Origin of the sequence: Vibrio sp. Hal054 (assembly GCF_037162405.1) — a bacterium.
GTDB classification, from domain to species: domain Bacteria; phylum Pseudomonadota; class Gammaproteobacteria; order Enterobacterales; family Vibrionaceae; genus Vibrio; species Vibrio diazotrophicus.
Genome location: NZ_JARLUT010000001.1, coordinates 1,650,704 through 1,676,725, shown reverse-complemented (window position 1 = coordinate 1,676,725; position 26,022 = coordinate 1,650,704). Strand labels below are relative to the sequence as shown.

30 protein-coding genes are annotated in these 26,022 nt (G+C 41.3%); 27 read left to right on the top strand and 3 right to left on the bottom strand.

Features of this window, described 5'->3' with window-relative positions; translation table 11 throughout:
* Window positions 1–128: 128 nt before the first annotated feature.
* Window positions 129–1,100: a tripartite tricarboxylate transporter substrate binding protein gene (locus P4S58_RS07780; protein ID WP_337163466.1), complete on the bottom strand. Its 972-nt coding sequence runs from the start codon at window positions 1,098–1,100 to the stop codon at window positions 129–131.
* Window positions 1,101–1,410: 310 nt separating this feature from the next.
* Between P4S58_RS07780 and cobU the strand changes: the two genes are divergently transcribed.
* The 7 genes from cobU (at window position 1,411) to P4S58_RS07745 (ending at window position 10,417) form a co-directional block, all read left to right on the top strand.
* Complete coding sequence (gene cobU, locus P4S58_RS07775; protein ID WP_337163464.1) at window positions 1,411–1,968, top strand: bifunctional adenosylcobinamide kinase/adenosylcobinamide-phosphate guanylyltransferase; 558 nt, start codon at window positions 1,411–1,413, stop codon at window positions 1,966–1,968.
* Window positions 1,965–2,588 carry a histidine phosphatase family protein gene (locus tag P4S58_RS07770; protein WP_337163463.1) on the top strand — a complete coding sequence of 208 codons (624 nt, stop codon included), beginning with the start codon at window positions 1,965–1,967 and terminating at the stop codon, window positions 2,586–2,588. The genes cobU and P4S58_RS07770 overlap by 4 nt, the downstream gene beginning before the upstream one ends.
* Before the next feature lie 489 nt (window positions 2,589–3,077).
* A complete protein-coding gene (locus tag P4S58_RS07765) occupies window positions 3,078–4,337 on the top strand; it encodes an extracellular solute-binding protein (RefSeq protein ID WP_337163462.1) in 1,260 nt (419 codons plus the stop codon).
* Window positions 4,338–4,404: 67 nt separating this feature from the next.
* Window positions 4,405–5,319, top strand: coding sequence for a carbohydrate ABC transporter permease (locus P4S58_RS07760; protein WP_042487503.1), 915 nt, complete (start codon window positions 4,405–4,407; stop codon window positions 5,317–5,319).
* Window positions 5,320–5,321: 2 nt separating this feature from the next.
* Complete coding sequence (locus P4S58_RS07755) at window positions 5,322–6,134, top strand: carbohydrate ABC transporter permease (RefSeq protein ID WP_042487499.1); 813 nt, start codon at window positions 5,322–5,324, stop codon at window positions 6,132–6,134.
* Between the two features lie 16 nt (window positions 6,135–6,150).
* Entirely contained in the window at window positions 6,151–9,240 is a 3,090-nt protein-coding gene (locus P4S58_RS07750) for a beta-galactosidase (protein ID WP_337163460.1), read from the top strand.
* A gap of 91 nt (window positions 9,241–9,331) precedes the next feature.
* Complete coding sequence (locus P4S58_RS07745; protein ID WP_337163459.1) at window positions 9,332–10,417, top strand: ABC transporter ATP-binding protein; 1,086 nt, start codon at window positions 9,332–9,334, stop codon at window positions 10,415–10,417.
* Between the two features lie 55 nt (window positions 10,418–10,472).
* On the opposite strand, the gene P4S58_RS07740 is transcribed toward P4S58_RS07745, so the two are convergent.
* Window positions 10,473–11,441, bottom strand: a complete 969-nt coding sequence (locus tag P4S58_RS07740; RefSeq protein ID WP_337163458.1) for an integron integrase — start codon at window positions 11,439–11,441, stop codon at window positions 10,473–10,475.
* Window positions 11,442–11,673: 232 nt separating this feature from the next.
* Here P4S58_RS07740 and P4S58_RS07735 point away from each other — a divergent pair, with 232 nt between their 5' ends.
* A complete protein-coding gene (locus tag P4S58_RS07735; protein WP_337163457.1) occupies window positions 11,674–12,090 on the top strand; it encodes a hypothetical protein in 417 nt (138 codons plus the stop codon).
* A gap of 101 nt (window positions 12,091–12,191) precedes the next feature.
* Here the strand turns inward: P4S58_RS07735 and P4S58_RS07730 are convergent, their stop codons facing one another.
* Window positions 12,192–12,434, bottom strand: coding sequence for a hypothetical protein (locus tag P4S58_RS07730; protein ID WP_337163456.1), 243 nt, complete (start codon window positions 12,432–12,434; stop codon window positions 12,192–12,194).
* Window positions 12,435–12,712: 278 nt separating this feature from the next.
* On the opposite strand from P4S58_RS07730, the gene P4S58_RS07725 reads away from it, so the two are divergent.
* The 19 genes from P4S58_RS07725 (at window position 12,713) to P4S58_RS07630 (ending at window position 25,986) form a co-directional block, all read left to right on the top strand.
* The gene (locus tag P4S58_RS07725) at window positions 12,713–13,033 is read left to right on the top strand and encodes a hypothetical protein (RefSeq protein ID WP_140383313.1); all 321 of its coding nucleotides are present in this window, start codon (window positions 12,713–12,715) and stop codon (window positions 13,031–13,033) included.
* A gap of 28 nt (window positions 13,034–13,061) precedes the next feature.
* Complete coding sequence (locus tag P4S58_RS07720) at window positions 13,062–13,538, top strand: hypothetical protein (protein ID WP_337163455.1); 477 nt, start codon at window positions 13,062–13,064, stop codon at window positions 13,536–13,538.
* 1,257 nt (window positions 13,539–14,795) lie between these two features.
* Entirely contained in the window at window positions 14,796–14,954 is a 159-nt protein-coding gene (locus tag P4S58_RS07710) for a hypothetical protein (RefSeq protein WP_337163454.1), read from the top strand.
* A 144-nt stretch (window positions 14,955–15,098) separates the two neighbouring features.
* The gene (locus tag P4S58_RS07705) at window positions 15,099–15,371 is read left to right on the top strand and encodes a hypothetical protein (protein ID WP_237292950.1); all 273 of its coding nucleotides are present in this window, start codon (window positions 15,099–15,101) and stop codon (window positions 15,369–15,371) included.
* A gap of 154 nt (window positions 15,372–15,525) precedes the next feature.
* Window positions 15,526–15,765 carry a hypothetical protein gene (locus P4S58_RS07700; protein ID WP_337163452.1) on the top strand — a complete coding sequence of 80 codons (240 nt, stop codon included), beginning with the start codon at window positions 15,526–15,528 and terminating at the stop codon, window positions 15,763–15,765.
* 240 nt (window positions 15,766–16,005) lie between these two features.
* Window positions 16,006–16,572 carry an AbiU2 domain-containing protein gene (locus P4S58_RS07695; protein WP_337163451.1) on the top strand — a complete coding sequence of 189 codons (567 nt, stop codon included), beginning with the start codon at window positions 16,006–16,008 and terminating at the stop codon, window positions 16,570–16,572.
* A 637-nt stretch (window positions 16,573–17,209) separates the two neighbouring features.
* On the top strand, window positions 17,210–17,653 hold the full coding sequence (locus tag P4S58_RS07690) for an SMI1/KNR4 family protein (RefSeq protein WP_337163450.1): 444 nt from the start codon (window positions 17,210–17,212) through the stop codon (window positions 17,651–17,653).
* 149 nt (window positions 17,654–17,802) lie between these two features.
* A complete protein-coding gene (locus tag P4S58_RS07685) occupies window positions 17,803–18,471 on the top strand; it encodes a hypothetical protein (protein ID WP_269351136.1) in 669 nt (222 codons plus the stop codon).
* 137 nt (window positions 18,472–18,608) lie between these two features.
* Complete coding sequence (locus P4S58_RS07680; protein WP_146029437.1) at window positions 18,609–18,959, top strand: hypothetical protein; 351 nt, start codon at window positions 18,609–18,611, stop codon at window positions 18,957–18,959.
* A gap of 170 nt (window positions 18,960–19,129) precedes the next feature.
* On the top strand, window positions 19,130–19,561 hold the full coding sequence (locus P4S58_RS07675) for a DUF4274 domain-containing protein (RefSeq protein ID WP_161618763.1): 432 nt from the start codon (window positions 19,130–19,132) through the stop codon (window positions 19,559–19,561).
* A gap of 154 nt (window positions 19,562–19,715) precedes the next feature.
* On the top strand, window positions 19,716–19,889 hold the full coding sequence (locus P4S58_RS07670) for a hypothetical protein (protein ID WP_337163448.1): 174 nt from the start codon (window positions 19,716–19,718) through the stop codon (window positions 19,887–19,889).
* 799 nt (window positions 19,890–20,688) lie between these two features.
* Window positions 20,689–21,756 carry an FRG domain-containing protein gene (locus P4S58_RS07665; protein WP_337163447.1) on the top strand — a complete coding sequence of 356 codons (1,068 nt, stop codon included), beginning with the start codon at window positions 20,689–20,691 and terminating at the stop codon, window positions 21,754–21,756.
* 87 nt (window positions 21,757–21,843) lie between these two features.
* Window positions 21,844–22,299, top strand: coding sequence for a GNAT family N-acetyltransferase (locus P4S58_RS07660; RefSeq protein ID WP_102985938.1), 456 nt, complete (start codon window positions 21,844–21,846; stop codon window positions 22,297–22,299).
* Window positions 22,300–22,858: 559 nt separating this feature from the next.
* Window positions 22,859–23,329, top strand: a complete 471-nt coding sequence (locus tag P4S58_RS07655; RefSeq protein WP_337163446.1) for a cysteine peptidase family C39 domain-containing protein — start codon at window positions 22,859–22,861, stop codon at window positions 23,327–23,329.
* 212 nt (window positions 23,330–23,541) lie between these two features.
* Window positions 23,542–23,679, top strand: a complete 138-nt coding sequence (locus P4S58_RS07650; RefSeq protein ID WP_102943136.1) for a YHYH domain-containing protein — start codon at window positions 23,542–23,544, stop codon at window positions 23,677–23,679.
* A gap of 201 nt (window positions 23,680–23,880) precedes the next feature.
* The gene (locus tag P4S58_RS07645; RefSeq protein WP_337163441.1) at window positions 23,881–24,246 is read left to right on the top strand and encodes a hypothetical protein; all 366 of its coding nucleotides are present in this window, start codon (window positions 23,881–23,883) and stop codon (window positions 24,244–24,246) included.
* Window positions 24,247–24,391: 145 nt separating this feature from the next.
* Window positions 24,392–24,844, top strand: coding sequence for a GNAT family N-acetyltransferase (locus P4S58_RS07640; RefSeq protein WP_245879127.1), 453 nt, complete (start codon window positions 24,392–24,394; stop codon window positions 24,842–24,844).
* 141 nt (window positions 24,845–24,985) lie between these two features.
* A complete protein-coding gene (locus P4S58_RS07635) occupies window positions 24,986–25,525 on the top strand; it encodes a GNAT family N-acetyltransferase (RefSeq protein ID WP_337163440.1) in 540 nt (179 codons plus the stop codon).
* Window positions 25,526–25,665: 140 nt separating this feature from the next.
* Window positions 25,666–25,986, top strand: a complete 321-nt coding sequence (locus P4S58_RS07630) for a hypothetical protein (protein WP_140383313.1) — start codon at window positions 25,666–25,668, stop codon at window positions 25,984–25,986.
* Window positions 25,987–26,022 lie beyond the last annotated feature (36 nt).

The following is a 26,022-nucleotide window of genomic DNA, read 5'->3' as shown; positions in this document are numbered from 1 at the left end:
TGAACATCATTAACCAAAAGTAAGTCATTCGCTGCTAGTCGAATTTCCAACCAATAAACAAAGGAGTTATAAGCACACTCAATTACGGGGAAAATTTGGGGCAAGGATGAGTTGCCCCATGGGAGAGATTATTTCAGGAAGCCGAGTTCGCGCATTAGGTCACCCATTTGCTTTTCTTGATCTTCTAAGAACGCAAAGAACTCTTTATCCGCTTTGTAAGTGTCGATCCAACCGTTACGGTCACGAACCACTTTCCACTCATCTGTAGTGTACATTTTGCTTAGTGCCGCGTTCCATTCATCCACTTTCTCTTGGCTTATACCCGGAGCTGCGAAGAAACCACGCCAGTTAGCAAATACGGTAGGGTTGTTGTAGTCACCCAGAGTTGGAATATCAGGCGCAGACTCAAGACGTTTAGGTGCTGTGATAGCCAGTACTTTTACCTGACCATTGCGAGACATCTCCAGCACTTCACCCAAGCCAGTAGATAGCAGTTGAGTTTCACCAGAAAGCAGTGCTGCCATAGCTTTACCGCCTGCATCATACGCAACATAACGTACCGCTTTCGGGTCTAGTCCCTGACCTTTAAATGCCGCCGCTGCAACCAAGTGGTCCATACTGCCACGTGCTGAACCGCCAGCGATTTTCACGTTTTTAGGGTCGTTTTTGAAATCAGCAACGACGTCTTCCCAAGAGTTGTATTTGGAATCTCCAGATACAACCAGTGCGCCGTAATCCGCTACTGTTGCTGCAACGGGTGTTAAATCACGGAATGATTGAGGGAATACACCTGAAAGGGAGCGAACAACGATAGGAGTAGAGTTCACCATTAAGGTGTCTTCTTGACGATCGGCAGTTTCAATAAGGTGTGCAATAGCTTTACCACCGCCGCCACCAGAAAGGTTTTGGTAAGAAACACTGTCGATTAGGTGAGTTTTCATTAATACGTCACCGGTACCACGAGCCGTCATATCCCAACCACCGCCAGCGCCACCAGGAATTAAAAAGTGAATTTTCTCTAGCTCTGCTGCCATGCTAGGTAGTGAGAACATAGCCGCAAGAAGCGACGCAGTAAGGGTTGGTTTGATATGTTTTAACATTTTCACGTTCCTTATGTTTCCGCATCATCCAGTCAGAATGACGCTTATAGTTATGTTTCCCGCATGTAGGGCATAAAGTGCTTAACGGGTAGTGAAATGTTATGAGTGTGTTAACGATAAGTCTGTAAAGACGAGATAAAAATAATATTGTCTATTGTGTCGATTTTGTTCATAAAGTTCACGGTTGATAAGTGAGAAGATGGTGTGAAGGGGCTGGCAAATCAATTCATTATAAAGTGCGATAACTCACTGTGCTTCATAGCAAATATGTGGCTTAATTCATCGAATCAGAAATAGTGGAGAACACAACATGTCAGTAAGGTTGTATTTAGGGGGCGCTCGCAGTGGGAAATCGGCTTATGCTGAGCAACAAGCAATAAGACTGTTAGAAGAAGGTAAACTCAGCCACCCTCAAACACAACTCCACTATGTTGCAACCGCCGAGCCTTTCGACCAAGAAATGAAAGATCGTATTTCATTACATCAATCTCGCAGAGATGAAATGTGGAACAATCATGAATGCCCTGTAGAGTTAGCACAATTGCTGTCCAAGTTTGAAGCGCACGATGTGGTGCTGGTGGATTGCCTGACGGTTTGGCTGAACAATGTGATTCACTATTTAGGGGAGAACGCGAACAGTGAACAAATAAAGCAGAAATTGAATGAGATCACTCACGCATTGGCCGAAACCCAAGCCACTATACTTTGTGTTTCGACGGAAGTAGGGTTGGGCGTTGTACCTATGGGCACATTAACCAGATTGTATGTCGACCATAGCGGATGGATGAATCAAGCGGTGGCAAAAATCGCTGGGAAAGTCGATTTTGTCGTCGCAGGAATGCCAATGACTCTGAAGGGAGAAAAATGAGTTTAAGCCAAAACCAGTTTAACCTTTACCTCTTGAGGCATGGGAAAACCAAGGGAAAGCCCGCGCTGAATGGTCATAAAGATGTAGTGGTTGATGAATCAATTCAGAACGCTATCGCTCATCGTGTTTTAGAACAATATTCGTTTAGCAAAGTTTATGCTTCGCCTTTGATTCGATGTCAAAGAGTTGCAGAGATCGTCACAGGACTTAATCCGACACTTAAGCTGGTGATCGAACCACGTTTAAAAGAGCAGAGCTTTGGTGATTTTGATGGCGTACCTTTCGATGACTTAACTCATGAGTGGAAAAAGCTAGAGCAGTTCTGGGCGAATCCTGCGCAAAACACTTTACCTAACGCGGAGCCGTTGCAAGTGGGGTATGAGCGTGTCACCGAAGCTTGGGAACAGATTGTTCAGCATTGCGAGCAAGATACGCTGATCGTCTCTCACGGTGGTCCTATTCGCTTCATTCTTGCTCATGTGCTTGGGCTTGACTGGCAAAATCCTCAGCTATACACCTCTCTCTCTATCGATAATCAGAGCATTACTCATATTCAAATCAGCAAGTTTGCTGGCAAAGTCTTTTTCTCTGTAAAAGCAATTGGTATTCCATTGATTTAATAGTGCTATACCACTGGTTTAATAAAAAATTCTCTTTTTTATATGAGAGATTGGATGCGTTTACAGTGTTTTTATTTTCAATCTGTTCATTTTATACCCTCCGTTTTTTAACCTTTCAGATACTTAACGCCGAAGCCACCTAGATTAAGGTGGCTTTAGGATTAACATCTAATAATTAGCTGCTTTCTGTTTTATATTTGTAATAAATACATACACTTATCATGTGTTCTTGTGTTGGTTGTCGTTTATGTAAATGCGCGAAATGTAAAGTTGAAAGCCTCAGAGTGGCTGCGGTGTTAGAAATTAATGCTTAGACGATCACGAAAATGAGGGTTAGATCTTACTTATTCATGATGGTGAATGTTAACCTGAATTGTAAACGTTTCCATGTTACTTTAATGAATGATGAACACGGAATGTTTTCATCGTGCAAATCAGTGGTTGGTTGAAGTGATATGGCACCCTACTCATAAAAAAGAGAATGTGATTATGAATAAGAAAATGCTTAAGAATATGCTTGCAACCTCGATTGGTTTGGCGTGTTTCAGTAATGCAGCACTTGCCGACGAAATTACCGTGTGGGCTTGGGATCCAAACTTTAACGTTGCGATTATGGAAGAAGCAGCGAAGGTTTATATGAAAGACCACCCAGAAACCACGTTCAATGTGGTGGACTTTGCTAAGGCTGACCTCGAGCAAAAACTGCACACTATGCTTGCATCAGGCGTTACGTCATCACTTCCTGACGTGGTTCTTATTGAAGATTACAACGCTCAAAAATACCTTCAGTCATACCCAGGTTCTTTTGCGCCTATGACAAAAGATGTTGATTACAAAAACTTCGCACCATACAAAGTAAACCTTATGACGCTGAACGGTGAAGTTTACGGCTTACCTTTCGACACTGGTGTTACAGGTATGTACTACCGTACAGACTTGCTTGAGAAAGCAGGCTTTACTGCGAAAGATTTAGAGAACATCACTTGGGAACGTTTCATCGAAATTGGTAAGCAAGTGAAAGCAAAAACGGGCGTTGCCATGCTGGGCATGAACCCAGATGACCTTGGCCTAGTGCGCGTGATGATGCAATCAGGTGGTGAGTGGTACTTCAACAAAGATGGCTCTCTAAATATCACTACTAACGAATCACTAAAAGAAGCACTAAATGTATTTAAAGAGTTGATGAGCCCAGAAGTCTCTCGCCCAACAATTGGTTGGTCTGAGTGGGTAGGTTCATTAAACCGTGGTCAAGTGGCTTCTATTGTTACTGGTGTTTGGATTACGCCATCGGTTGAAGCAGGTAAAGACCAAGCGGGTGAGTGGGCTGTGACAGCGACACCTCGTCTGCAAAAAGCTGGCGCGGTAAACGCATCGAACTTAGGTGGTTCAAGCTGGTACGTATTGAGTTCTTCAAAAGAGAAGCAAGAAGCGATTAAGTTCCTTAACGCAACCTTTGGCTCTAATGTTCCTTTCTATGAAACTATTCTTAAAGAGCGTGGTGCGGTTGGTTCATATATGCCTTCTGGACAATCGGCGGCTTATCAGTACAGCAATGAGTTTTTTGGTGGTCAGAAAATTTACGCGAACTTCACGGATTGGCTAGGTCAGATTCCAGAAGTGAACTACGGCATCTACACCTATGAGGTTGATGCAGCGTTAAGCTCTATGTTACCTGCGATTGTTCAGGGAGCTCCTATCGAGAAAGTGTTGGGCGATGTTCAACAACAACTTGAGTTCCAACTACGTTAATTGTCTTCCTTAGGCACCTTTTTAGGTGCCTAAGTGCCTTGTTTTCAATGCTTTCTTGGTTTGTCTTATGGATACTTCTACTGCCATCAGTAAAAAACAGAAAAAGAGCAAAAAAAGCTTTCACCGCTTTTACGATATTAACGGTTGGTCGTTTGTTCTTCCTGCTGTCGTTCTCGTCAGCCTCTTTATGATTTACCCGATTTTGAGCTCGCTCTGGATGTCGATGCATTCCGGACGCGGCGTTATGATGCAGTTTGTCGGTTTTGACAATGTACTGCGTCTGTTCAACGACCCATTTTTCCTTAAATCACTGAAGAACACCTTCATTTTCCTCGTGGTTCAGGTGCCAGTGATGATTATGCTTTCACTGATTCTTTCTTCATGCCTGAATGCTCCGAATCTGAAGTTCCGTAGTTTGTTTAGGCTGGCGATTTTCTTACCTTGTGTTACGTCACTAGTGGCGTACTCGATTCTGTTTAAGAGTATGTTTTCGTACGAAGGGATCATTAACTCATTTTTGATGTGGACTCACATTGTGAGTGAACCAATCCCTTGGTTGTCCGACCCTTTTTGGGCGAAAGTGACGATTATTATTGCGATCACTTGGCGCTGGACGGGTTACAACATGATTTTCTTCCTGTCTGCGATGCAAAATATTGATAAGTCCATCTACGAAGCCGCGCGTATGGAAGGGGTTAGCCCAACTAAGCAATTCTTCTTTATTACTGTGCCATTACTTAAGCCAGTGATTTTGTTTACTACCGTGATGTCGACGATTGGTACGCTGCAGCTGTTTGATGAAGTGGTCAACATTACCGCTGGTGGTCCAGCGAATGAAACCATGACGCTTTCGATGTACATCTACAACTTATCGTTTAAGTTCGTGCCAAACTTTGGTTATGCCGCGACAGTGTCATACGTCATTGTATTCTTCGCCGCAGTGCTTGCGATTATGCAATTTAAGATCGCTAAGGATAAATAAAGATGGATAAGAACAAACTTAACCGCGCATTGATGTATCTGTTCCTCAGCGTGTTCTCCTTGATATCGTTATTTCCTTTCTACTGGATGGTGGTATCAAGTACCAATACCGCAACAGATATTAACAAAGGCAAGTTCAGCTTTGGAGATCAGTTATTTGCCAACATCAGTCGTTTGAGCGAGCAGGTGGATCTGGGACTTATCTTCTGGAACACCAGCAAAATCGCCATTATCAGCACCTTGGTGACTCTATTGATTTCTTCAATGGCTGGGTATGGTTTCGAAGTGTACAAAAGCAAAGTGCGCGACCGTGTTTACGGCGCATTACTGCTGACCATGATGATACCGTTTGCCGCATTGATGATTCCTCTATTTACTTTAATGGCGAAAGCTCAACTGTTAGATACCCATGCAGCAGTCATGTTGCCAACCATCGCATCAGTATTTATCGTTTTCTACTTCCGCCAATGCACCAAAGCATTCCCGCATGAGTTGATTGATGCAGCGCGTGTGGATGGTGTGAAAGATTGGAAAATCTACCTGTTTGTTTACATCCCAGTGATGAAAACCACTTATGCAGCAGCGTTTATCATCGTGTTCATGACATCTTGGAATGCGTTCTTGTGGCCTCTGATCGTGCTGCAATCTGCCGAATTAAAAACAATTAACCTCGTTTTATCATCTTTATCGTCTGCCTATTTCCCTGATTTCGGAATCATCATGGTGGGAACCGTTATTGCGACGCTTCCGACTTTGGCTGTGTTTTTCGCAATGCAGAAGCAATTCGTTGCAGGTATGACAGGTTCGGTGAAATAAGTCTGGAATAATAAAAATGAGAACATTTGAACAAATTATTAGTGCTCGCGAATGGGAAAATCAGCATGTAACACATCACAATGTGCTTGCTGCTCACGCGCCGCTTAAAGCTTACGCAAATAAAGAAGCCGCATTAACAAAGCAAGAGTCTGAGAATCAGCTATCACTGAACGGTGAGTGGAAATTCAAGCTGTTTGACCGCCCTGAAAGCGTATTAGCGGCGTCGGTTGAATCGGATTTCGACGATTCCGCGTGGGACACAATTGCTGTACCTAGCAACTGGCAGTTACAAGGTTTCGATAAACCGATTTACACCAATGTGAAGTATCCGTTTGCGGATACACCTCCTTATGTACCAGAGGAAAACCCAACGGGTTTGTATCGCCTAAACTTTAACGTGCCAAAAAACTTCGCAGGTAAGCGTCAAACCATAACGTTTGATGGTGTGAACTCTGCATTTCATCTTTGGTGCAACGGCAAATGGGTAGGGTATTCACAAGATAGCCGCCTGGCAGCTGAATTCGATTTGACGGACTTCTTAGTGGAAGGTGAAAACCAGCTTTCAGCCATGGTGATTCGTTGGTCTGACGGTTCTTATCTGGAAGACCAAGACATGTGGTGGTTAAGCGGCATATTCCGCAATGTCACATTATTAGCTAAACCACAAATCTCTATTCAGGATGTACAAATCTTAACGCCATTGGATGCGTGTTACCGCGATGGTTGGTTGAATGTAACAACCAGTATTAGCGAGAAAAATACAGCGAACCGTGTTGAGGTTGAGCTATTTGATGCGCAAGGCAACTCAGTGTTTGGCGTGAAATCCGCAAACTGTGGGCAACGCATCATCGATGAAAAAGGCCCTTGGCTAGAGCGCGCAGAGCACAACATCTACGTTGAGAACCCGCATAAGTGGAGCGCAGAATCGCCTTACTTATATCGTTGCGTTGTCACTTTATTTAATGGGGACGAGCAACTTGATTGCGAAGCCTACAATGTGGGTTTCCGTAGTGTAGAAATCACCAATGGTCTGCTTAAGGTCAATGGCAAAGCGATTCTAGTTCGAGGTGCTAACCGCCATGAGCATCATCCAGAAACCGGTCATACCATGAGCCGCGAAACTATGCTGCAAGATATCAAACTGCTTAAGCAGCATAACTTTAACGCAGTTCGTACCGCTCACTATCCAAATGATCCGTTGTGGTACGAGCTATGTGACGAATACGGTTTGTATCTGGTTGATGAAGCGAACATTGAAACACACGGTCAGTTTCCAATGTGTCGTCTTTCTGATGACACCACCTGGCTAAATGCCTACATGCGCCGTATTACTCGTTTGGTTGAACGTGATAAAAACCATCCGTCAGTGATCATTTGGTCATTAGGAAACGAGTCGGGTATTGGTGGCAACCATCATGCTATGTATCAATGGACCAAACTGCGTGACCCATCACGCCCGATTCAGTACGAAGGTGGCGGTTCAAATACAGCCGCGACTGACATCATTGTGCCAATGTATTCACGTGTCGATAAAGACCAAGTGCATCACATCGATCCAACGGTGACTCCGAAATACGCATTGAAAAAATGGCTAGGTTTACCGGGTGAGCATCGTTCATTGATTTTGTGCGAATACGCGCATGCTATGGGTAACAGCTTGGGTAGCTTCAACAAATACTGGCAAGCCTTCCGTGATTATCCACGTCTGCAAGGCGGTTTCATTTGGGACTGGGTGGACCAAGGCATTAATAAAATCGATGAAAACGGCACTAAATATTGGGCATACGGTGGCGATTTCGGCGATGAAATCAACGACCGTCAGTTCTGTATCAATGGTTTGATTTTCCCAGACCGCACTGTGCATCCAACTGTTTTAGAAGCGAAACACGCACAGCAGTTCTACCAATTTAAACTGCTTGGTACTGAGCCATTAATTATTAAAGTGACCAGCGAGAACCTCTTTATCTCTTCAGAGAATGAACAGCTTTCTTGGATGATCACAGAGGATGGCGCAGTTATTGAAAGCGGTGAAATGCCTCTGCTTGTCGATGCTGAGCAGTCTATTCAGTTGCAACTTACTAAAGCGTTACCGGAAGTTAAAGTCGGTAAGTCGTATCATTTGAACCTTAAGGTTAGTTTGATTGGTGATACAAAGTGGGCACAGGCTGGTCATACTTCGGCTACTCACCAATTTGAATTGCCGTCTGCATCATCACTGGCATTAAAGAAAGCAAAACCAAGAGGTGTTTTGACTTCATCAATGTTTGCGGATAACGCAATGATAAGCGGTGAAGATTTTTCTATACGCTTCAACAAAGAAACCGGTGTGATTGATAGCTGGATTGTGGGTGGCGAAGAGAAATTAGTTTCTGGACCAAAAGACAACTTCTACCGCGCACCGCTGGATAACGATATCGGTGTGAGTGAAGTTGACCGCGTCGATCCAAATGCATGGTCTGCTCGTTGGGATGCTGCAGGCATTAATCAGCTTGATGTTGAATGTGTTGAGTTACAGCTTTTTGATAAGCCGAATGCAGTTGAGGTTGTGAGTCAGTTTGCACACAGAAACTCGCACGGCGTATTAATGGCAACAGTATGGACATATCACATTTTCGCAGACGGAACGGTATCAATTGATGTTGATGCTCGCGTCGCGAAAAGCGCACCACCGTTGGCACGTGTAGGTATGGAGTTGGCGTTACCGCAGAAACAGCAATCGATAGAGTGGTTTGGTCGCGGTCCACATGAGAACTACCCAGACCGTTTGGATTCAGCGCATATTGGTCGCTACAAAGCTAGCCAAGACGAGATGCACACTGGATACATCTTCCCATCTGACTGCGGTTTACGTTGCGATGTAAAAGAAGCACAAGTTGGTGAGCTTACTGTACAAGGTGACTTCCATTTCTCAGTGAGCCGTTTTGCTCAAGACAACATTGCTCAAGCAAAACATACCAACGAATTGAAAGACAGTGGCAACTTGTTCGTGAGAATAGATGGATTCCACATGGGGGTTGGCGGCGATGATTCATGGACACCAAGCGTGCATGACGAGTTTAAACTCGACCGCGAACGTTACCGTTACCAAGTTGAATTGAAGTTTTAACCAGATGCCGTCTGTGCTGGCGCGTAGCCAGCACATTATCGGTAGAGAGCTACCTATTGCTCACTAAAGAAGCAAATTTAAGGATGTAAAGATGGCAAATATTAATCTTTCCAATGTTGTTAAGCGCTATGGCGAACATACGGTGATTCATGGTGTTGACCTCGATATTAAACACGGTGAATTCGTTGTGTTTGTTGGCCCGTCTGGTTGTGGTAAATCAACATTATTGCGCCTTATCGCTGGCTTGGAAGACATCACAGATGGCGTGTTGTGCATTGATGATGAAGTGGTAAACCATGTTGACCCTGCAGAGCGCGGCATTGCGATGGTATTCCAGTCTTATGCTCTCTACCCACACTTAACGGTAGAAGAGAATATGGGCTTTGGCATGAAAATGAACGGTTTTCCAAAAGCTGAAATCAAACAACGTGTCGATGCTGCTGCAAAAGCGCTACAACTTGATCATTTGATGGATCGTAAGCCGAAAGATATGTCCGGCGGCCAACGTCAACGTGTTGCGATTGGCCGAGCGATAGTACGTAACCCTAAAGTGTTCTTGTTTGATGAGCCACTATCCAACCTCGATGCTGAACTGCGTGTAGACATGCGTTTACAAATTTCCAGCCTTCATCGTGAACTTGCCACTACCATGATTTATGTTACTCACGATCAGGTAGAAGCCATGACGCTGGCAGACAAAATCGTAGTATTGAGAGATGGACGTATTGAGCAAGTCGGTTCACCGCTTGAACTCTATAATCGCCCAGCGAATGAGTTCGTTGCAGGGTTTATTGGTTCTCCAAAAATGAATATGTTACCGGTAAAAGTGACCCATATTGGTGAAGATGGCGCAACCCTCAAACTGCCGGATGGTCAATCCGTTACTTTGCATATCGACCTTTCAAAAGTTGCGGTAGGAGATAAGCTGACCTTCGGTTTGCGCCCTGAACATCTATCCGTCGGTGGCGAAGGTGACTATTTACTTCATTTCAAAACGGACGCCGTTGAACGACTTGGTAACAGTACCTATCTGTTTGGTGTGATTGGTGGCTATGAGAACAATAAAGTCCACCTATCAGGTGATGTAGCGGTGAAGCGTGGTGAAGAGATTGAACTCACTTTTAACCGAGAGAATTGTCATGTATTTAAAGATTCTCTGTGTATTTCTAACCTCTAGTTGTTGAATTTAAATCATAATGTAAAGGCGGATTCGGTCAAACGTTCCGCCTTTTTTATACGCCTAAATTGGAGAGAGGGCTTTTCACTCCGCTAGCTCCACGATTGATAACGTGCGTGTAGATCTGTGTTGTTTTAACGTCTGAGTGACCTAGTTGTTCTTGGACGGTACGAATATCACTGCCTGACTCAAGTAAGTGAGTTGCAAATGAGTGCCTAAACGTGTGGCAGGTGATGTTTTTATGTGTATCCATAGTAGTTGACGCTTTTCTAATGATTTTTTGTAGTGAGTTTTCATGCAGGTGGTGTCGATACCATCCTGTATCTGTACCAAATTGACTGAGATGTAACGACGGAAATAAGAATTGCCACTCTAAACTCTTGGGGGCGTATGGGTATTTCTCTGCTAATCGGTAGGGTATGGTGGTTCCTGAATATTCTGGTGTGCTCAGGTCTTGTTGATGAATCAGGCGCACCTTAGCAATTTGGTTGTACAAAGGGGTATGAAGTTCTTCAGCCAAGGTAACGACTCTACTTTTCCCGCCTTTGCTGTTATGTATGCGTACAGCGCCATAGTCAAAATCGATATCTTTCACTCTAAGACGAACGGTTTCCATCAAACGTAATCCAGAACCGTACATTAATTGAAAGGGCAAACGCGATTGAACCGGAATGAGCTTAAAAACCTGCACTACTTCTTTAGGCGTGAGAACGACAGGTAGCTTTTTGTTCTTCGAGGATTTTTGGAATCTCATATCCAAATCAAGTGGTTTAGAAAGAAAATCTCGATATAAAAAGACAAGGGCGTTTAAAGCGAGAGATTGTGTTGCGACAGAAACCTGTAACTTTACGACCAGATTAGTTAAAAACGCTTCGACTTCTTCTCGACCTAACTGGTTTGGATGTTGGTTATTGTTGAAGCGAATGAATTGAACAATCCAGTAACAGTAAGTATGAATCGTAGTTTTTGCATAATGCCTCACGATCATAAATTCAGTTAAGTCGTTTAGAAATGGAGACTTCATACTCTTACCCTAGAAGTAAACGGTAGTTTTCGGTATGAAACCATGATGTGGGTAGATTAACAGGAGTAACTCCACATTTTGAGAGGAGACTTTAAGTAAATAATGCAGAACTCATTATTTTTTATTAAGTTAAGGAAAGTTATGTAGTGATGAAATACAACTTATACAGAACAGTTTTAGAGGAATAGTTCCGTATAAGAACTGTTAGCTGTACAAAATTAGCAGAGTGTATATGAGAAAGTTAGATTGGCCTCTTTATTGGCTTTATCAAAAAACAAATAATTCACCTATTGTTTCATTCAAAGTTTTGTTTGCATCATTTGCTGTTCTCATAACTGTAAGCATGTTTGCTGGTGAGGCTATAAAGCAATGGTGGCTTTTTGTACCCGTAGGTCTATTAGGCGCTTCGGTTCCATTGCTAATCGGGTTCATAATTATCAAATTAAAATTCAACTGGACTCTAAATCGTATACCGAAAGCAGAGCTTGCTTATTTTATGCAGTATGGTTGTAGTCAAAAGCTGGAAAAAGGTTTTCGTTGGTTTATTTCAACTTATGTATCTTTACTGCTGTATTTGTGGCTTTTAGCGTCAATTTTTATGATTTTATCTATACCCGTAATGGTATTTTTGTCTGCAAAGTACAGCTAACAAGGCGCTTAAGTCGGACTGCAAACGCGTGGCGGTTTTGGTTCTAATTGGCTCGTGTGATTATGGTGGTTATTTTGAGTTTGGCTGTGGTTTGCAGCCACTTAGCTTAGCGTTAGCTGGAAAATTAAAAGAGCAGCTTTATTCCGGTTTTGTGGTTCGATCTTTACAACTGAAAGTTCACGTCTTTCAACTATCTCGCCAGTGGCACTTTCAATTAAATGGCTGAATCTACCCAAGCCGTTTACTTTTAATGATGGGTTTGCCGAGTTCTTTGGCGTGGCTTCTTTGATGTTGAAAATAGTTCGCGACCAAATTCGTCTTGAGCTTGCTATTGTTTGCTTCATCGTAATTTTTCTTGGTCAATTATGTTTCGTGGGCTAGGTTTCAGTTTTAAAGCCGTCCCTTTTACATTGCGCTCGTATAGTCATAATGTATTTCAAATTAGGCATTTGGGTGCAAACATCAAGCTTCAACGTAACCAGCTAACAAGGCGCTTAAGTCGGACTGCAAACCTGTGGCGGTTTTGGTTCAATTGGCTAGAGTGTTTAAAGTGGTCATTTTGAGTTTTGTTCTGGTTTGCAGCCACTTAGCTTAGCGTTATACGATTTTACGGGGATATCGAATGGAAACAAATCAGTATGTTCTCAATGGTAAATTTGAAGTACTGACAATTGCCAATGAAATGAAAATGTCTCATTGGGTATACTCGCCGATTATCCGAGAGGTTAGTAGCGGAAAGGTTATTGTGAGCTTGGAATCTACCGGTTGGGACTTACGTAAAGTAGCTGAATCAAAGGGGCTTATTGCACTTCAATTAGCTCGATATCCTGACAGTAGAACTGAGTATTATGTAGAAGTTGACCCAATAAACTCTAGTGCTGTCATCTTAGGCAAAGAATATCCTTTATCAAGTATAGAAAGCACTTTGGAATCAATCGTATAACAAAGCGTTCAAGAGGGATTCTCAACGCTTGGCAGTTTTGGTTCAAAGTTTAGCTTTTGTGATTATGGCACAATGGTTTAGGTCAGGTGGTGACGTTGTTCACCCCTTAACGCGGCGTTATGTGCTAGGAGGAAAATTGATAAAACAGCCCCCTTATAAAGTTGAGTTTGGCCAGCTAGGAGAGGTTCCACCTATGCACGTTATTTCTATAGACAATACCTCAATACGGTTGAGTGGAAACAGCCAAGATATCCTTGACAGTGGCTATACTGATGCAGTTATGGCTTGTAATGGAATTGAATCCGAAGAAACCAAGAAGGCAATGCTTGAGCTTAATAGACAGGGTTTTGTATTTGCTTACGACTATAAAGCTTATATTTCACCTAGCTACTATATGAAGCAGCTTTTATTAAGTGGTGATTTAACAACTTCATTTAAAGAAATCAGTTGGAGAAACCCAAAGCAATGGTGTCTTACCGAGTATGAGTTTGAACTACGCACATAACAAAGCGTTTAAGAGGGATTCATGCCGCGTGGCATTTTTGGTATGCGGTGGTTTCGGTGGTGAAAGTGGTCTGCGGAAGTTTGGGTTGTGCGGCATTCACCCCTTAACGCGGCGTTAGCTGGAAAATGAAAAGAGCAGTTTTATTCCGGTTTTGTGGTTCGAGCTTTACACCTGAAAGCCCCCGTATTTCAACTATCTCGCCAGTGGCACTTCCAATTAAATGGTTGAATCTGCTCAAGCCGTTTACTTTTAATGATGTGTTTGTCTAGTTCTTTGGCGTGGCTTCTTTGAAGTTGAAAGCGGTTCGTGACTAATAAAGTTCTTCGCTTGTTATGGTTGGCTTCATCGTTATTTTTCTTGGTTAGTTATGTTTCGTGGGCTAGGTTTCAGTTTTATAGCTGTCCCTTTTACATTGTGTTCGTATAGTCATAATGTATTCCAAATTGGGCATTTGGGTGCAATCATCAAACTTCAACGCAACCAGCTAACAAGGCGCTAAAGTCGGACTGCAAACCCATGGCGGTTTTGGTTTAATCGGGTAGGGTGTTTACGGTGGTTATTTGGGGTTTAGTGGTGTTTGCAGCCACTTAGCTTGGCGTTAGCTGGAAAATTAAAAGAGCAGTTTTATTCCGGTTTTGTGGTTCAAGCTTTACACCTGAAAGCCCACGTCTTTCAACTATCTCGCCAGTGGCACTTTCATTTAAGTGGTTGAATTCAGCTAAGCCGTTTTACTTCTAGTTGTGTGTTTGCCGAGTTCTTTGGTGTGGCTTCTTTGATGTTGAAAGTGGTTCGCGACCAAATTCGTCTTGAGCTTGCTATTGTTTGCTTCATCGTAATTTTTCTTGGTCAGTTATGTTTCGTGGGCTAGGTTTTAGTTTTATAGCTGTCTCTTTTACATTGCGCTCGTATAGTCATAATGTATTCCAAATTATGCATTTGGGTGCAAACATCAAGCTTCAACGCAACCAGCTAACAAGGCGCTTAAGCCGGACTGCAAACCTGTGGCGGTTTTGGTTCAATTGGCTAGTGTGTTTACGGTGGTTATTTCGGGTTTGGTGGTGTTTGCAGCCACTTAGCTTATCGTTATGTACCATTCACAATGTTGAGGTTTAAATGAAACCAGTTGAAGTAGCTATAGCAGTCAGTGCAAATATGCCAAGTATTGGTTTTTTAAGCAAAACTAAACGTATATAAGCCTTTAACTTATCTTGTCATATGATCGAAGAGTTATGCCAACATGAAAATGGCGAAGTTGATATGGAAAGTGCGTTTGAGGCTGCTGCGATCTTACTGAAAATAAATAAGAAGTTTGAAAAAGCCTTCATTATGGTATTGCTTAATTTCGAGCGTTTGCCTTTAGGTTATTTGGGGCATTTAGCTTACGGCGTTGTGCATTCTGCGAAGCAACACAGATAGGTACATAACAAACTGTTTAAGAGGGATTCGCAACGCGTGCCATTTTTACTATGCGTTGATTTTTGTGATTAATTTGGTTTGCGTCAGCTTAGGTATTGCGTTGCTCACCCCTTAACAGGGCGTTATGTGATAAAAGGGGAAGCTATGAATTTCACCGCTGAGCAAAAATCGTTGGCCTATGATTCTGCGGTTTGTTTAAAAAGAGCGCTAGTCGAATGTAAAGACCCACTTGTCAACGAACTTTTGGATGGGGAACTAGGGGGAATTTTGATTTCAGTGATTGATGGCGATGCCAAGTATCCAATAACTTGTATTCCTCACTTTGACCAAATGACTAGAGGTTGGTTGCCAGAAATCGAAGACGAATATTTCAACTTCTACAGTTTTGCTCGATATGGCAAGTCAGCGTTTGAGTAATCACATAACAAGCAATTTAAGAGGGATTCTCAACGCTTGGCACTTTTGCTTCTACTTCAAATTTAGAGTTTATGGCACAATTCTTTAGGATTGGGTGGTAGCGTTGTTCACCCCTTAATTGGGCGTTAGCTGGAAAATTAAAAGAGCAGTTTTGTTGCGGCTTTGTGGTTCGAGCTTTACACCTGAACGTTCACGTTTTTCAACTATCTCGCCAGTGGCACTTTCAATTAAATGGTTGAATCTGCCCAATCCACTTACTTTTAATGATGTGTTTGTCGAGTTCTTTGGTGTGGCTTCTTTGATGTTGAAAGTAGTTCGAGACCAAATTCGTCTTTTGCTTGCTATGGTTGGCTTCATCGTAATTATTTTTGGTCAGTTATGTTTCGTGGGCTAGGTTTCAGTTTTATAGCTGTCTCTTTTACATTGTGTACGTATAGTCATAATGTATTTCAAATTAGGCATATGGGTGCAAACATCAAGCTTCAACGTAACCAGCTAACAAGGCGCTTAAGCTGGACTGCAAACGCGTGGCGGTTTTGGTTCAAATTGGCTAGCGTGTTTACGGTGGTTATTTTGAGTTTAGTGGAGTTTGCAGCCACTTAGCTTAGCGTTATATTTTCTCGGGGTTTTGCGTATGGAAGATTTAGATAGATACATTATTGAGGCTACCAGAGTAAGACGAGCGATTGTGGTTTATTCGGAAATGTTTGGTACAGCTGAATCTGTAAATACGTTGAATAAATCTGCTGGTGAAGCTTTTTCAATAATCCAGCGAGCAATGCATGATGAAATTGTTATGTCTCTGAGCAGGCTCTTCGATAGCAAAGGATATGAAAACAAAGGTGAAGTGCTAGAGTATCTATCACAGTACAATATGGTTTCAATGTATGAAGCTCATCTTAATGATAGAAGTAAAAAACTGAGAAAGTTAACAGGTAAAATAATAAATAAACTAGCTTTCAAGCCATATAGAAATTTGAAAATAGCACACAATGATAAAGCTCAATTGTTAGGTGCTACCACAACAGTAAAACACAATATAACATCATCAAGAGTTTTGCTTCTTATTGATCTCTCTTTGAATCTGATGATTTCCATTAAGGCTTCTAAGCTGAACTCGACGGCCGTTAGTGTGCCTGTAAATTTGAGCAACAAGTATGTCGGTGTCGGAAGTAGTGTTGTAAACAAAATGAAAATATAACAAGGCGCTTAAGCCGGACTGCAAACGCGTGGCGGTTTTGGTTCTAATTGGCTAGTGTGATTACAGTGGTTATTTTGAGTTTATTGGTGGTTTGCAGCCACTTAGCTTAGCGTTAGCTGGAAAATTAAAAGAGTCGTTTTATTCCGGTTTTGTGGTTCGAGCTTTACACCTGAACGTTCACGTTTTTCATCTATCTCGCCAGCGGCACTTTCAATGCACTGATTGATTTTACCCAAGCGGCTTACTTTTAGTGGTGCGTTTGTCGAGTTCTTTGGTGTGGTTTCTTTGACGTTGAAAGAGTCTCGTGACTAATAAAGTTCTTCGCTTGTTATGATTGGCTTCATCGTTATCTTTCTTGGTCGGTTATGTTTCGTGGGCTAGGTTTCAGTTTTATAGCTGTCCCTTTTACATTGTGTTCGTATAGTCATAATGTATTCCAAATTATGCATTTGGGTGCAAATATGAGGCTTCAACGCAACCAGCTAACAAGGCGCTTAAGTCGGACTGCAAACGCGTGGCGGTTTTGGTTCAATTGGCTAGTGTGTTTACGGTGGTTATTTTGAGTTTAGTAGTGGTTTGCAGCCACTTAGCTTAGCGTTAGCTATACAATAATATCTCATGCTGAAGAGAACCATATATGTACGATTTGTTTAACTCTATGATTGACTCGTTGGTGGAATGTACAAGGAAAAAAAGGTACACGATTGATGATATTGCATTATTTGAGGCGAGAATTGGTTATGAACTCCCTGAGGCATATAGAGAATTTCTAGTCAAAGTTGGTACTTTCAAACATACCGATAATGAATTTGGTTTTGTATTTGAGTTACTCAATCTTGAGTCAATAGAAGAGTGGACGAAGTCAGTTTGTATGGCTAGCGACACTGTGTTTCCCGAACTATTACTAGTTGCAAGCAGTATGAGCGGAGAACATTTTGGGTTAAAAGCTAATTCGACGCTGCTATATGTGTTGGACCCAGAATGCCCAGTAGAATTATGGGCTAATGAATATCTCAAAGCATATGGGTTCAATGATTGGCTTACAGTGCATCTTAACTCGAAGTTCGAAGAGGTTTGGTAGTATAGCTAACAAGGCGCTTAAGTCGGACTGCAAACCTGTGGCGGTTTTAGTTCAAATTGGCTAGTGTGTTTACTGTGGTTATTTGAAGTTTAGTGGTGTTTGCAGCCACTTAGCTTAGCGTTATGTATAATTATTGGAAACAGAGAAAAATGAAGCTTTCAAAGTCGTTAGAAGACTCTCTTAAAAAAGATGATCTGAGTAATTTAGCGATAGATCTCGGCGAAGTCGGTATAGATGCAATTTTAGAGGGCGGTGTACTAAGAGATATCCCAATTCTTTCTAGTATTGTAGGCGGTATCAATGTGATTGGTAGCGTACGTGATGCTTTGTTTACGAAAAAGCTTATTTCTTTCCTTTCTGAGTTGTCTGATGTTTCGGTAGAACAACGCCGTAGCATGATCGAATCAATTGATAACTCAAATGACTACAAAATAAAAGTTGGAGAGAAGCTTATCTATATCATAGAGAAAGCAGAAGACCACTATACGAGTAAAATTATTGCAATATTCTTCTCCGAGTTTCTTGTTGGAGAAATTACATACAATCAATTTTTAAAAATTAGTCGAATTATCGATAGTATGTTTATCGGTGATTTTTTAGAGTTTGCTAGTGAGTCTTCAGAACCGATTGATTTTGATTCTGATAATACATTTATTAACACTGGTTTAGTCGATGTATATTTTGAACCCGTGGTAGTTAAAGATGGTGACAATTACGACGATTATGATAAATACGTAACCAGTGGCGGTGCAAGCCTATACGTCACTCATATCGGTGAGCTTGTAAGGACTGTACTCAAGGGAAAAAATTACACATAACAAACTGTTCAAGCAGATTCGGCACGCGTGGCATTTTTGGTTTGCGGTGAGTTTTGTGATTACGGAGTAGTGCATAAGCATTTGTATAGCGTGCCTCACTACTTAACAGGGCGTTGTATGCAGGAGTGTTTATTTAAGTGAGACTTTCAATTAAAAATCTTCACTTCGTAATCAGGGAAGTTCTGTATCCCCTCGTTTTATTGATGTTCTCTGTATTGTCTGCACTTGAAATCTCAGAATTCGATGTGCAAGCTTTTGAATCATGGCTATTTGGTATTGGCTACTTTTTAGCGGTATTGTTTACTTGGCGTGAATCAAATAAACGAAGGAGAAAAGTATCTTGGTACATTAGCCAAGAAATAGAATCTGGTAACTATGTTCTTTCGGTGTGGTCTAGTGGTTGGCTAATATTTTGGATCTACCTTTCGCTAACAGTTTTCGGTGTGTTGCTAGGGATGAGCATAAATGCAGATTACAGCGCTATCTAAAGCATATAACAAAGCGTTTAAGGCGGATTCACAACGCTTGGCATTTTCGGTTTGATTCAGTTTAAGTGTTTACGGCACAATAGTTTAGTTTTGGTGGTTGGCGTTGTTCACCACTTAACGCGGCGTTATGTGAAATATCCAATAATTCAGATAGTAGGTGCTAGTAAATCATGATTTCACAGCAAGAAAGAGACTTTATTGATCAGATTAACCAATCTGAAACAACAGCTTTAGGTTTGCAAGCAGTTACTGAAACGTCGAATCCATTTTTCCTACAGGAACTGGCGAATAGCTATAACTGGGATAACGGACTAGAGATTATATTTGCTATTGCTGAAAGCAAGCATTGTGACTTAGGTGTAGCATTGAACATATTTTGGCTTGCTGAATCTATGGTTTTCCTTACTGGCGAAATTGAAAGAAACCCGTATAACGGTACATGGTTTGACTTGAGTGAAAAGTTATCAGCAAAGATTTCTAAAGGTGAATATCTTGTCGGGAAAGTAAGTTTTGAGCCTCAACTAAGTAAAGTTCAAAAATACAAACTACTGCGAGAGGGAATCCCGGAAGTTTTTCTTAACAAAGTTGTAGGCACGAGATAAATTTTCACATAACAAAGCGTTTAAGACAGATTCACAACGCTCGGTATTCGCAATTCAAGTCGAGTCTTGGTGTTTACGGTGCAATGATTTAGGTTAAGTGGTAGCGTTGCTCACTACTTAACGCGGCGTTAGCTGGAAAATTAAAAGAGCCGTTTTGTTCCTATTTTGTGGTTCGAGCTTTACACCTGATAGTTCAGTTTTCTCAACTATCTCGCCAGTGGCACTGTCATTTAAATGCTTGAATTCACCAAACCGTTTTACTTTTAGTGGTGTGTTTGTCGATTTCTTTGGTGTGGTTTCTTTGAAACTGAAAGCGGTTCGTGACTAATGAAGTTCTTCGCTTGCTCTGGTTGGCTTCATCGTAATTTTTCTTGGTCAGTGATGTTTCGTGGACTAAGTTTCAGTTTTATAGCTGTCCCTTTTACATTGCGCTCGTATAGTCATAATGTATTCCAAATTATGCATTTGGGTGCAAACACCAAGCTTCAACGCAACCAGCTAACAAGGCGCTTAAGTCGGACTGCAAACCTGTGGTGGTTTTGGTTCAAATTGGCTAGCGTGTTTACGGTGGTTATTTTTAGTTTGGTTGTGGTTTGCAGCCACTTAGCTTAGCGTTAGCTGGAAAATTAAAAGAGCCGTTTTATTCCGGTTTTGTGGTTCACGCTTTACACCTGAAAGCCCCCGCATTTCAACTATCTCGCCAGTGGCACTTCCAATTAAATGGTTGAATCTGCCCAAGCCGTTTACTTTTAATGATGTGTTTGTCTAGTTCTTTGGCGTGGCTTCTTTGAAGTTGAAAGCGGTTCGTGACTAATAAAGTTCTTCGCTTGTTATGGTTGGCTTCATCGTTATTTTTCTTGGTTAGTTATGTTTCGTGGGCTAGGTTTCAGTTTTATAGCTGTCCCTTTTACATTGTGTTCGTATAGTCATAATGTATTCCAAATTGGGCATTTGGTTGCAAACATTAAGCTTCAGCGTAACCAGCTAACAAGGCGCTTAAGCCGGACTGCAAACGCGTGGCGGTTTTGGTTCAATTGGCTAATGTGGTTACGGTGTTTATTTTGGGTATAGTGATGTTTGCAGCCACTTAGCTTAGCGTTATATTTTTTAATAAGGTTAATTTGATAATGTTTATAGAATCAGTTGGTGACTTTTTAAAGGTTGTAAAAACGTGTAACGAAAGCAATAGAGAGGCGCTATTTAGAGGTCAAGGATCTTGTAGTTATGACATAACATCATCAATATATAGATATATCAATAATCACAAAACTAGTGAAGAACCCGATAACTTTGGATATCGCTTTTCTAGAGAATTATTTAAAACGTTCTGTAAGAATATGCCTATCTATCCAGAGGTACATGAATTAGATAGTTACCCGCTTAACGATATTGATCGACTAATGATTGCACAACATTATGGTTTATCAACTAGATTAATTGATTTGACTAGAAATCCACTTGTTGCGCTTTATTTTGCAACACAAAATGTAGAACTAGATGATTGTTGCTCGGTATTTATGATGTATAACTCAGAGAAGCATCCAATGGCGATTTCTAGTAGCAGTGATCTCTATTACTCTATAAGGCAAGAGCAAAAAACTCTTAATGCTATGTCTCATATTTATGAGCGTATGGGAAGAAATGAAAAAGAAGTAAATCTAGCTAATGAGTTTCATAAACTAAAGTATAGTTCTGATATATTTATTCCTGATAGCCTATTACCACCGATAATGTTACATGAAGAACTTAATTCTTCCGCTATGTATATGCTTGCTTTGACTAACCCCAAAGAAGCAAAGGTTGCAGATGGGTTATTGAACAAAGAGCGTGTTAACTATATTAAAGGTATATCAGAGGTCACCTTATATAATCCAAACAGGTTTGTTATAGAACCCTTGCCTATTAATGCAAGAATTCGAAATCAGCAAGGTCTATTACTCTTTTCAAGAGAACTTGAAGGGGCAGAGTATAAAGCTTCTGATTTTAACGACTCTAACACTATTAGCTCTATGCAAGATATATCAAACATTGATATAACCTCTGGTGTTATCCGTATAGATATTCATGAAGAACACGCAACTTCTATACATCAAGAACTAAAATTATATGGTATTACAGAGGACTTTATTTATCCTGAAATAACCACATATACGAAGGTTCTACATGAAAAAGTTCTGAAGAACGCAAAAATATAACAAAGCATTTAAGAGTGATTCGCAACGCTTGGCAATTTCGCTTCGCTCAAGTATAGCCAAGCGTCGCTCACACCTTAATGCGGCGTTATGAGGAATATGGATATCAAATTAGTACAAATTCAAACTGATGAGTTCGATAGTCTATTTTCTGTTGTAAAACAGGCTCTCTACACACATGTTGATGCTGTTTTTGGTTGGAGTGATGAGTTTCAGCGTAAGCGTCTAAAGGACGATTATGAGCCTAATTGGTTTTACTGGGTTTACCAAAGGGGGCAGCGCATAGGTGTGCTTTGTTTCAAACCATATGACAATGCACTTCATGTGCATTTGCTTGTTGTATTTCCAGAGTTCCAGAACCAAAAGCTAGGTGAGAAAGTAATGAAGTATGTTCATCATCAAGCTTGTTTGCAAGGATGCGGCAGCATAACGTTATCGAGCTTTGTTAGAAATGAATCCGCAGTGAGATTCTACAAATCGCTTGGCTATCGTGTGATTGACAGTGATGAAAATTTCTATTCTCTGTCACTTCAAGTCTCCTCATAACAAGGCGCTTAAGTCGGACTGCAAACCTGTGGCGGTTTTGATTCAATTAGCTAGTGTGTTTATGGTGGTTATTTTGGGTTTGGTGGTGTTTGCAGCCACTTAGCTTAGCGTTAGCTGGAAAATTAAAAGAGCAGTTTTGTTCCGGTTATATGGTTCGAGCTTTACACCTGAAAGTTCAGTTTTCACAACTATCTCGCCAGTGGCACTTTCATTTAAGTGGTTGAATTCAGCCAAGCCGTTTTACTTCTAGTTGTGTGTTTGCCGAGTTCTTTGGTGTGGCTTCTTTGATGTTGAAAGAGTTTCGTGACTAATAAAGTTCTTCGCTTGTTATGATTGGCTTCATCGATATTTTTCTTGGTCGGTTATGTTTCGTGGGCTAGGTTTCAGTTTTATAGCAGTCCCTTTTACATTGCGCTCGTATAGTCATAATGTATTCCAAATTATGCATTTGGGTGCAAACGTCAAGCTTCAACGTAACCAGCTAACAAGACGCTTAAGTCGGACTGCAAACCTGTGGCGGTTTTGGTTCAAGTTGGCTAGTGTGTTTATGGTGGTTATTTTGAGCTTAGTAGTAGTTTGCAGCCACTTAGCTTATCGTTATGTGCTCGGAGGAAAAATGAGAAGAGTAGTTCAACAAGATCGTACTGGTTGCGGTTTGGCTTGTATTGCCATATTAGCCGGAACTGAGTACTCCAACGTAAAAGATAGAGCATTAGACTTGTTCAACATTGAATCAAGTGATGAATTTTATACAAATGCTTCTGAACTACAAAAATTAGGACAAGAATTTAACCTCAATGTTGGCGGAAAACGTCGAGTTTTTAAGGGATTCAATGCATTGCCTGATTTAGCTATCCTAGCTATCAATTATCGAGAAAATGAAGATACTTGGCACTGGGTTGTGTATTGCCGTGACGGAGGTAATGAGTTTGTAATTGATCCCAAAAAGGCGGTAAAAGCAGAGCGACGCACAGATTTTGGGCGGTTGGCTAAAAGTACTAGATGGTTTATCGCGGTGAAACGCGCATAACAAACGCTTTAAGACGGATTCGCAACGCTTGGCGGTTTTAGTTTGATTTAGCTTTTGTGTTTACGGTGCAATAATTTAGTGTCGTGGTAGCGTTGCTCACCACTTAAGCGGGCGTTATGTACTATAAAGTATGACATACCCAATATTTATTTAATTGTATAAGTGTAATTATTGTCTTGCTCAAGGTAGAGCGGAAATGTTGGGTAATAAAAATGAGAAAGGTGATTCTAGTTTTACTGGTTAGTCTAGGTGTCACTTCTGCTGCATTTGCTCACTCTGGCGGTACTAATTCCAGTGGTTGCCATACAAATCATAAAACGGGTGACTACCACTGTCATAATCGCAAGTAATGCCAATAACTAAAGGTGTGTGTAAGCACACCTGTTCCATAGCGTCTATACATAACAAGGCGCTAAAGTCGGACTGCAAACCCATGGCGGTTTTGATTCAAATTGGACAGTGTGTTTAAGGTAGTTATTTTGAGTATAGTGGTGGGTTTGCAGCCACTTAGCTTAACGTTAGATTTATATCGGTTTCAGAGGAATATTTTTATGGCATTCAAGAAAAAAGGTGCAGACGGAAAAGAGATCATCATTCCCGATGGAGCGACATGGAAACAGGGTGCTGACGGACGAATTGTTGCTATCAAAAAAGGTTACACCTGGAAGCAGGGGGCAGATGGAAGAGTCGTGGCTATCCCGCCAGGTGGAACTTGGAAGCAGGGTGCTGATGGTAGAGTTGTAGCGATAAAAAAGGGAGATACTTGGAAACAAGGTGCGGATGGTCATGTTGTTGCTATACCAAAAGGTGGTACTTGGAAACAAGGAGCAGATGGCAGGGTTGTGGCGATTCCAAAGGGTCGAACTTGGTATCAAACTCCTACTGGTAGAGTCAAACTACACCCGGCGAGAAAATAAATCTAACAAACTGTTTAAGAGTGATTCGCAACGCGTGGCATTTTTACTGTGCGTTGGGTCAAGTGTTTAAGGTGGTATGCGGTGGCTTCGGTATTGCGTTACTCACACCTTAACAGGGCGTTATGTGCTTCAAGGGAGAATTAGGTTGGATACCAAAGTAATATACGTTGAAAGAGATAAGCACTATCTGGAATTTACCGAATTATTCGAAGAATACGCATCAGATTTGCCCGAGGAAATTCGGTCGAAAGTCGTAGGACAGTTATTTGAGTTACCGTATTTTCATGGATTTATTTGTTTTGTGAATAATCAGCCAGCAGCGTGCGCTGTGTGCTACGAATCGTTTTCGACATATCGTTTCATGAAGTTACTCAACATTCATGATTTTATGGTTTCAGAGCGATATCGAGGCAACGGATTGGGTAAGGTTCTACTTAATGGTATTGAGCAGTACTGTAGCGCTAATGATTATTTAAAAATCACCTTGGAAGTAAACAATAACAATGCAGTGGCTAAAAAGTTATATCAGTCTTGTGGTTTCCAAGATTATCAAGTTGAGCGAAAAGACTTGAATCATTGGCAAAAGTATCTCGTTTAGAACGCACATAACAAGGCGCTTAAGACGGACTGCAAACCTGTGGCGGTTTTGATTCAAATTGGCTAGTGTGTTTACGGTGGTTATTTTGAATTTAGTGGTGTTTGCAGCCACTTAGCTTAGCGTTATGTGCTCGGAGGAAAAATGATAGATACGGCAAGGACTCGAATTGAAGTGATGTCCAGTAAGCATGCTTCAGATATGCTTGCATACCAACTCGAAAATCGTGAGCATTTAGCTCCATGGTCACCACTTCGTACTGATGTATTTTATACTTTAGACAACTGGCTGTCTCAGTGTAAAAACAGTGAGTCTGCGTTTGAGAAAGGTAGCGAAGTTAAGTTTGTAGCTTTGGATAAAGATGCAGACGAAATTGTTGGTGTTTGTAGTTTCACAGGTATAGTTCGCGGTGTTTTTCAAGCCTGCTTTTTAGGTTACTCCATTTCTAAAAAGTTTGAAGGTCAAGGTTATATGACCGAAATACTCGAAGCATCGATAGGTTACATGTTTGATATCGTTGGTCTTAACCGAATAATGGCGACTTACATGCCACATAATGTAGCGAGTGAAAGAGTGCTGCTTAAATTAGGTTTCGAGAAAGAAGGTGTTGCTAGGAAGTACTTAAAAATTGCAGGACAATGGGAAGACCATATCCTTACGTCCAAACTTAACGAACGCACATAACAAAGCGTTTAAGGCAGATTCGCAACGCGTGGCATTATCAGTTCAAATTGAGTTTAGTGTTTAAGGTGTAATGGTTTAAGTTAGGTGGTTGCGTTGCTCACTACTTAACGCGGCGTTATACGATTTTACGGGGATATCGAATGGAAACAAATCAGTATGTTCTCAATGGTAAATTTGAAGTACTGACAATTGCCAATGAAATGAAAATGTCTCATTGGGTATACTCGCCGATTATCCGAGAGGTTAGTAGCGGAAAGGTTATTGTGAGCTTGGAATCTACCGGTTGGGACTTACGTAAAGTAGCTGAATCAAAGGGGCTTATTGCACTTCAATTAGCTCGATATCCTGACAGTAGAACTGAGTATTATGTAGAAGTTGACCCAATAAACTCTAGTGCTGTCATCTTAGGCAAAGAATATCCTTTATCAAGTATAGAAAGCACTTTGGAATCAATCGTATAACAAAGCGTTCAAGAGGGATTCTCAACGCTTGGCAGT

Bases quoted from the DNA above. Each gene is read 5' to 3' on its own strand.
- P4S58_RS07745 (WP_337163459.1), top strand. From the start codon at position 9,332: ATGGCAAATATTAATCTTTCCAATGTTGTTAAGCGCTATGGCGAACAT.
- P4S58_RS07690 (WP_337163450.1), top strand. From the start codon at position 17,210: ATGTACGATTTGTTTAACTCTATGATTGACTCGTTGGTGGAATGTACA.
- P4S58_RS07650 (WP_102943136.1), top strand. From the start codon at position 23,542: ATGAGAAAGGTGATTCTAGTTTTACTGGTTAGTCTAGGTGTCACTTCT.
- P4S58_RS07635 (WP_337163440.1), top strand. From the start codon at position 24,986: ATGATAGATACGGCAAGGACTCGAATTGAAGTGATGTCCAGTAAGCAT.
- P4S58_RS07665 (WP_337163447.1), top strand. From the start codon at position 20,689: ATGTTTATAGAATCAGTTGGTGACTTTTTAAAGGTTGTAAAAACGTGT.
- P4S58_RS07765 (WP_337163462.1), top strand. From the start codon at position 3,078: ATGAATAAGAAAATGCTTAAGAATATGCTTGCAACCTCGATTGGTTTG.
- P4S58_RS07760 (WP_042487503.1), top strand. From the start codon at position 4,405: ATGGATACTTCTACTGCCATCAGTAAAAAACAGAAAAAGAGCAAAAAA.
- P4S58_RS07735 (WP_337163457.1), top strand. From the start codon at position 11,674: ATGAGAAAGTTAGATTGGCCTCTTTATTGGCTTTATCAAAAAACAAAT.
- cobU (WP_337163464.1), top strand. From the start codon at position 1,411: ATGTCAGTAAGGTTGTATTTAGGGGGCGCTCGCAGTGGGAAATCGGCT.
- P4S58_RS07695 (WP_337163451.1), top strand. From the start codon at position 16,006: ATGGAAGATTTAGATAGATACATTATTGAGGCTACCAGAGTAAGACGA.
- P4S58_RS07675 (WP_161618763.1), top strand. From the start codon at position 19,130: ATGATTTCACAGCAAGAAAGAGACTTTATTGATCAGATTAACCAATCT.
- P4S58_RS07710 (WP_337163454.1), top strand. From the start codon at position 14,796: ATGGAAAGTGCGTTTGAGGCTGCTGCGATCTTACTGAAAATAAATAAG.
- P4S58_RS07725 (WP_140383313.1), top strand. From the start codon at position 12,713: ATGGAAACAAATCAGTATGTTCTCAATGGTAAATTTGAAGTACTGACA.
- P4S58_RS07630 (WP_140383313.1), top strand. From the start codon at position 25,666: ATGGAAACAAATCAGTATGTTCTCAATGGTAAATTTGAAGTACTGACA.
- P4S58_RS07770 (WP_337163463.1), top strand. From the start codon at position 1,965: ATGAGTTTAAGCCAAAACCAGTTTAACCTTTACCTCTTGAGGCATGGG.
- P4S58_RS07645 (WP_337163441.1), top strand. From the start codon at position 23,881: ATGGCATTCAAGAAAAAAGGTGCAGACGGAAAAGAGATCATCATTCCC.
- P4S58_RS07740 (WP_337163458.1), bottom strand. From the start codon at position 11,441: ATGAAGTCTCCATTTCTAAACGACTTAACTGAATTTATGATCGTGAGG.
- P4S58_RS07705 (WP_237292950.1), top strand. From the start codon at position 15,099: ATGAATTTCACCGCTGAGCAAAAATCGTTGGCCTATGATTCTGCGGTT.
- P4S58_RS07755 (WP_042487499.1), top strand. From the start codon at position 5,322: ATGGATAAGAACAAACTTAACCGCGCATTGATGTATCTGTTCCTCAGC.
- P4S58_RS07660 (WP_102985938.1), top strand. From the start codon at position 21,844: ATGAGGAATATGGATATCAAATTAGTACAAATTCAAACTGATGAGTTC.
- P4S58_RS07730 (WP_337163456.1), bottom strand. From the start codon at position 12,434: ATGAAGCAAACAATAGCAAGCTCAAGACGAATTTGGTCGCGAACTATT.
- P4S58_RS07780 (WP_337163466.1), bottom strand. From the start codon at position 1,100: ATGTTAAAACATATCAAACCAACCCTTACTGCGTCGCTTCTTGCGGCT.
- P4S58_RS07750 (WP_337163460.1), top strand. From the start codon at position 6,151: ATGAGAACATTTGAACAAATTATTAGTGCTCGCGAATGGGAAAATCAG.
- P4S58_RS07685 (WP_269351136.1), top strand. From the start codon at position 17,803: ATGAAGCTTTCAAAGTCGTTAGAAGACTCTCTTAAAAAAGATGATCTG.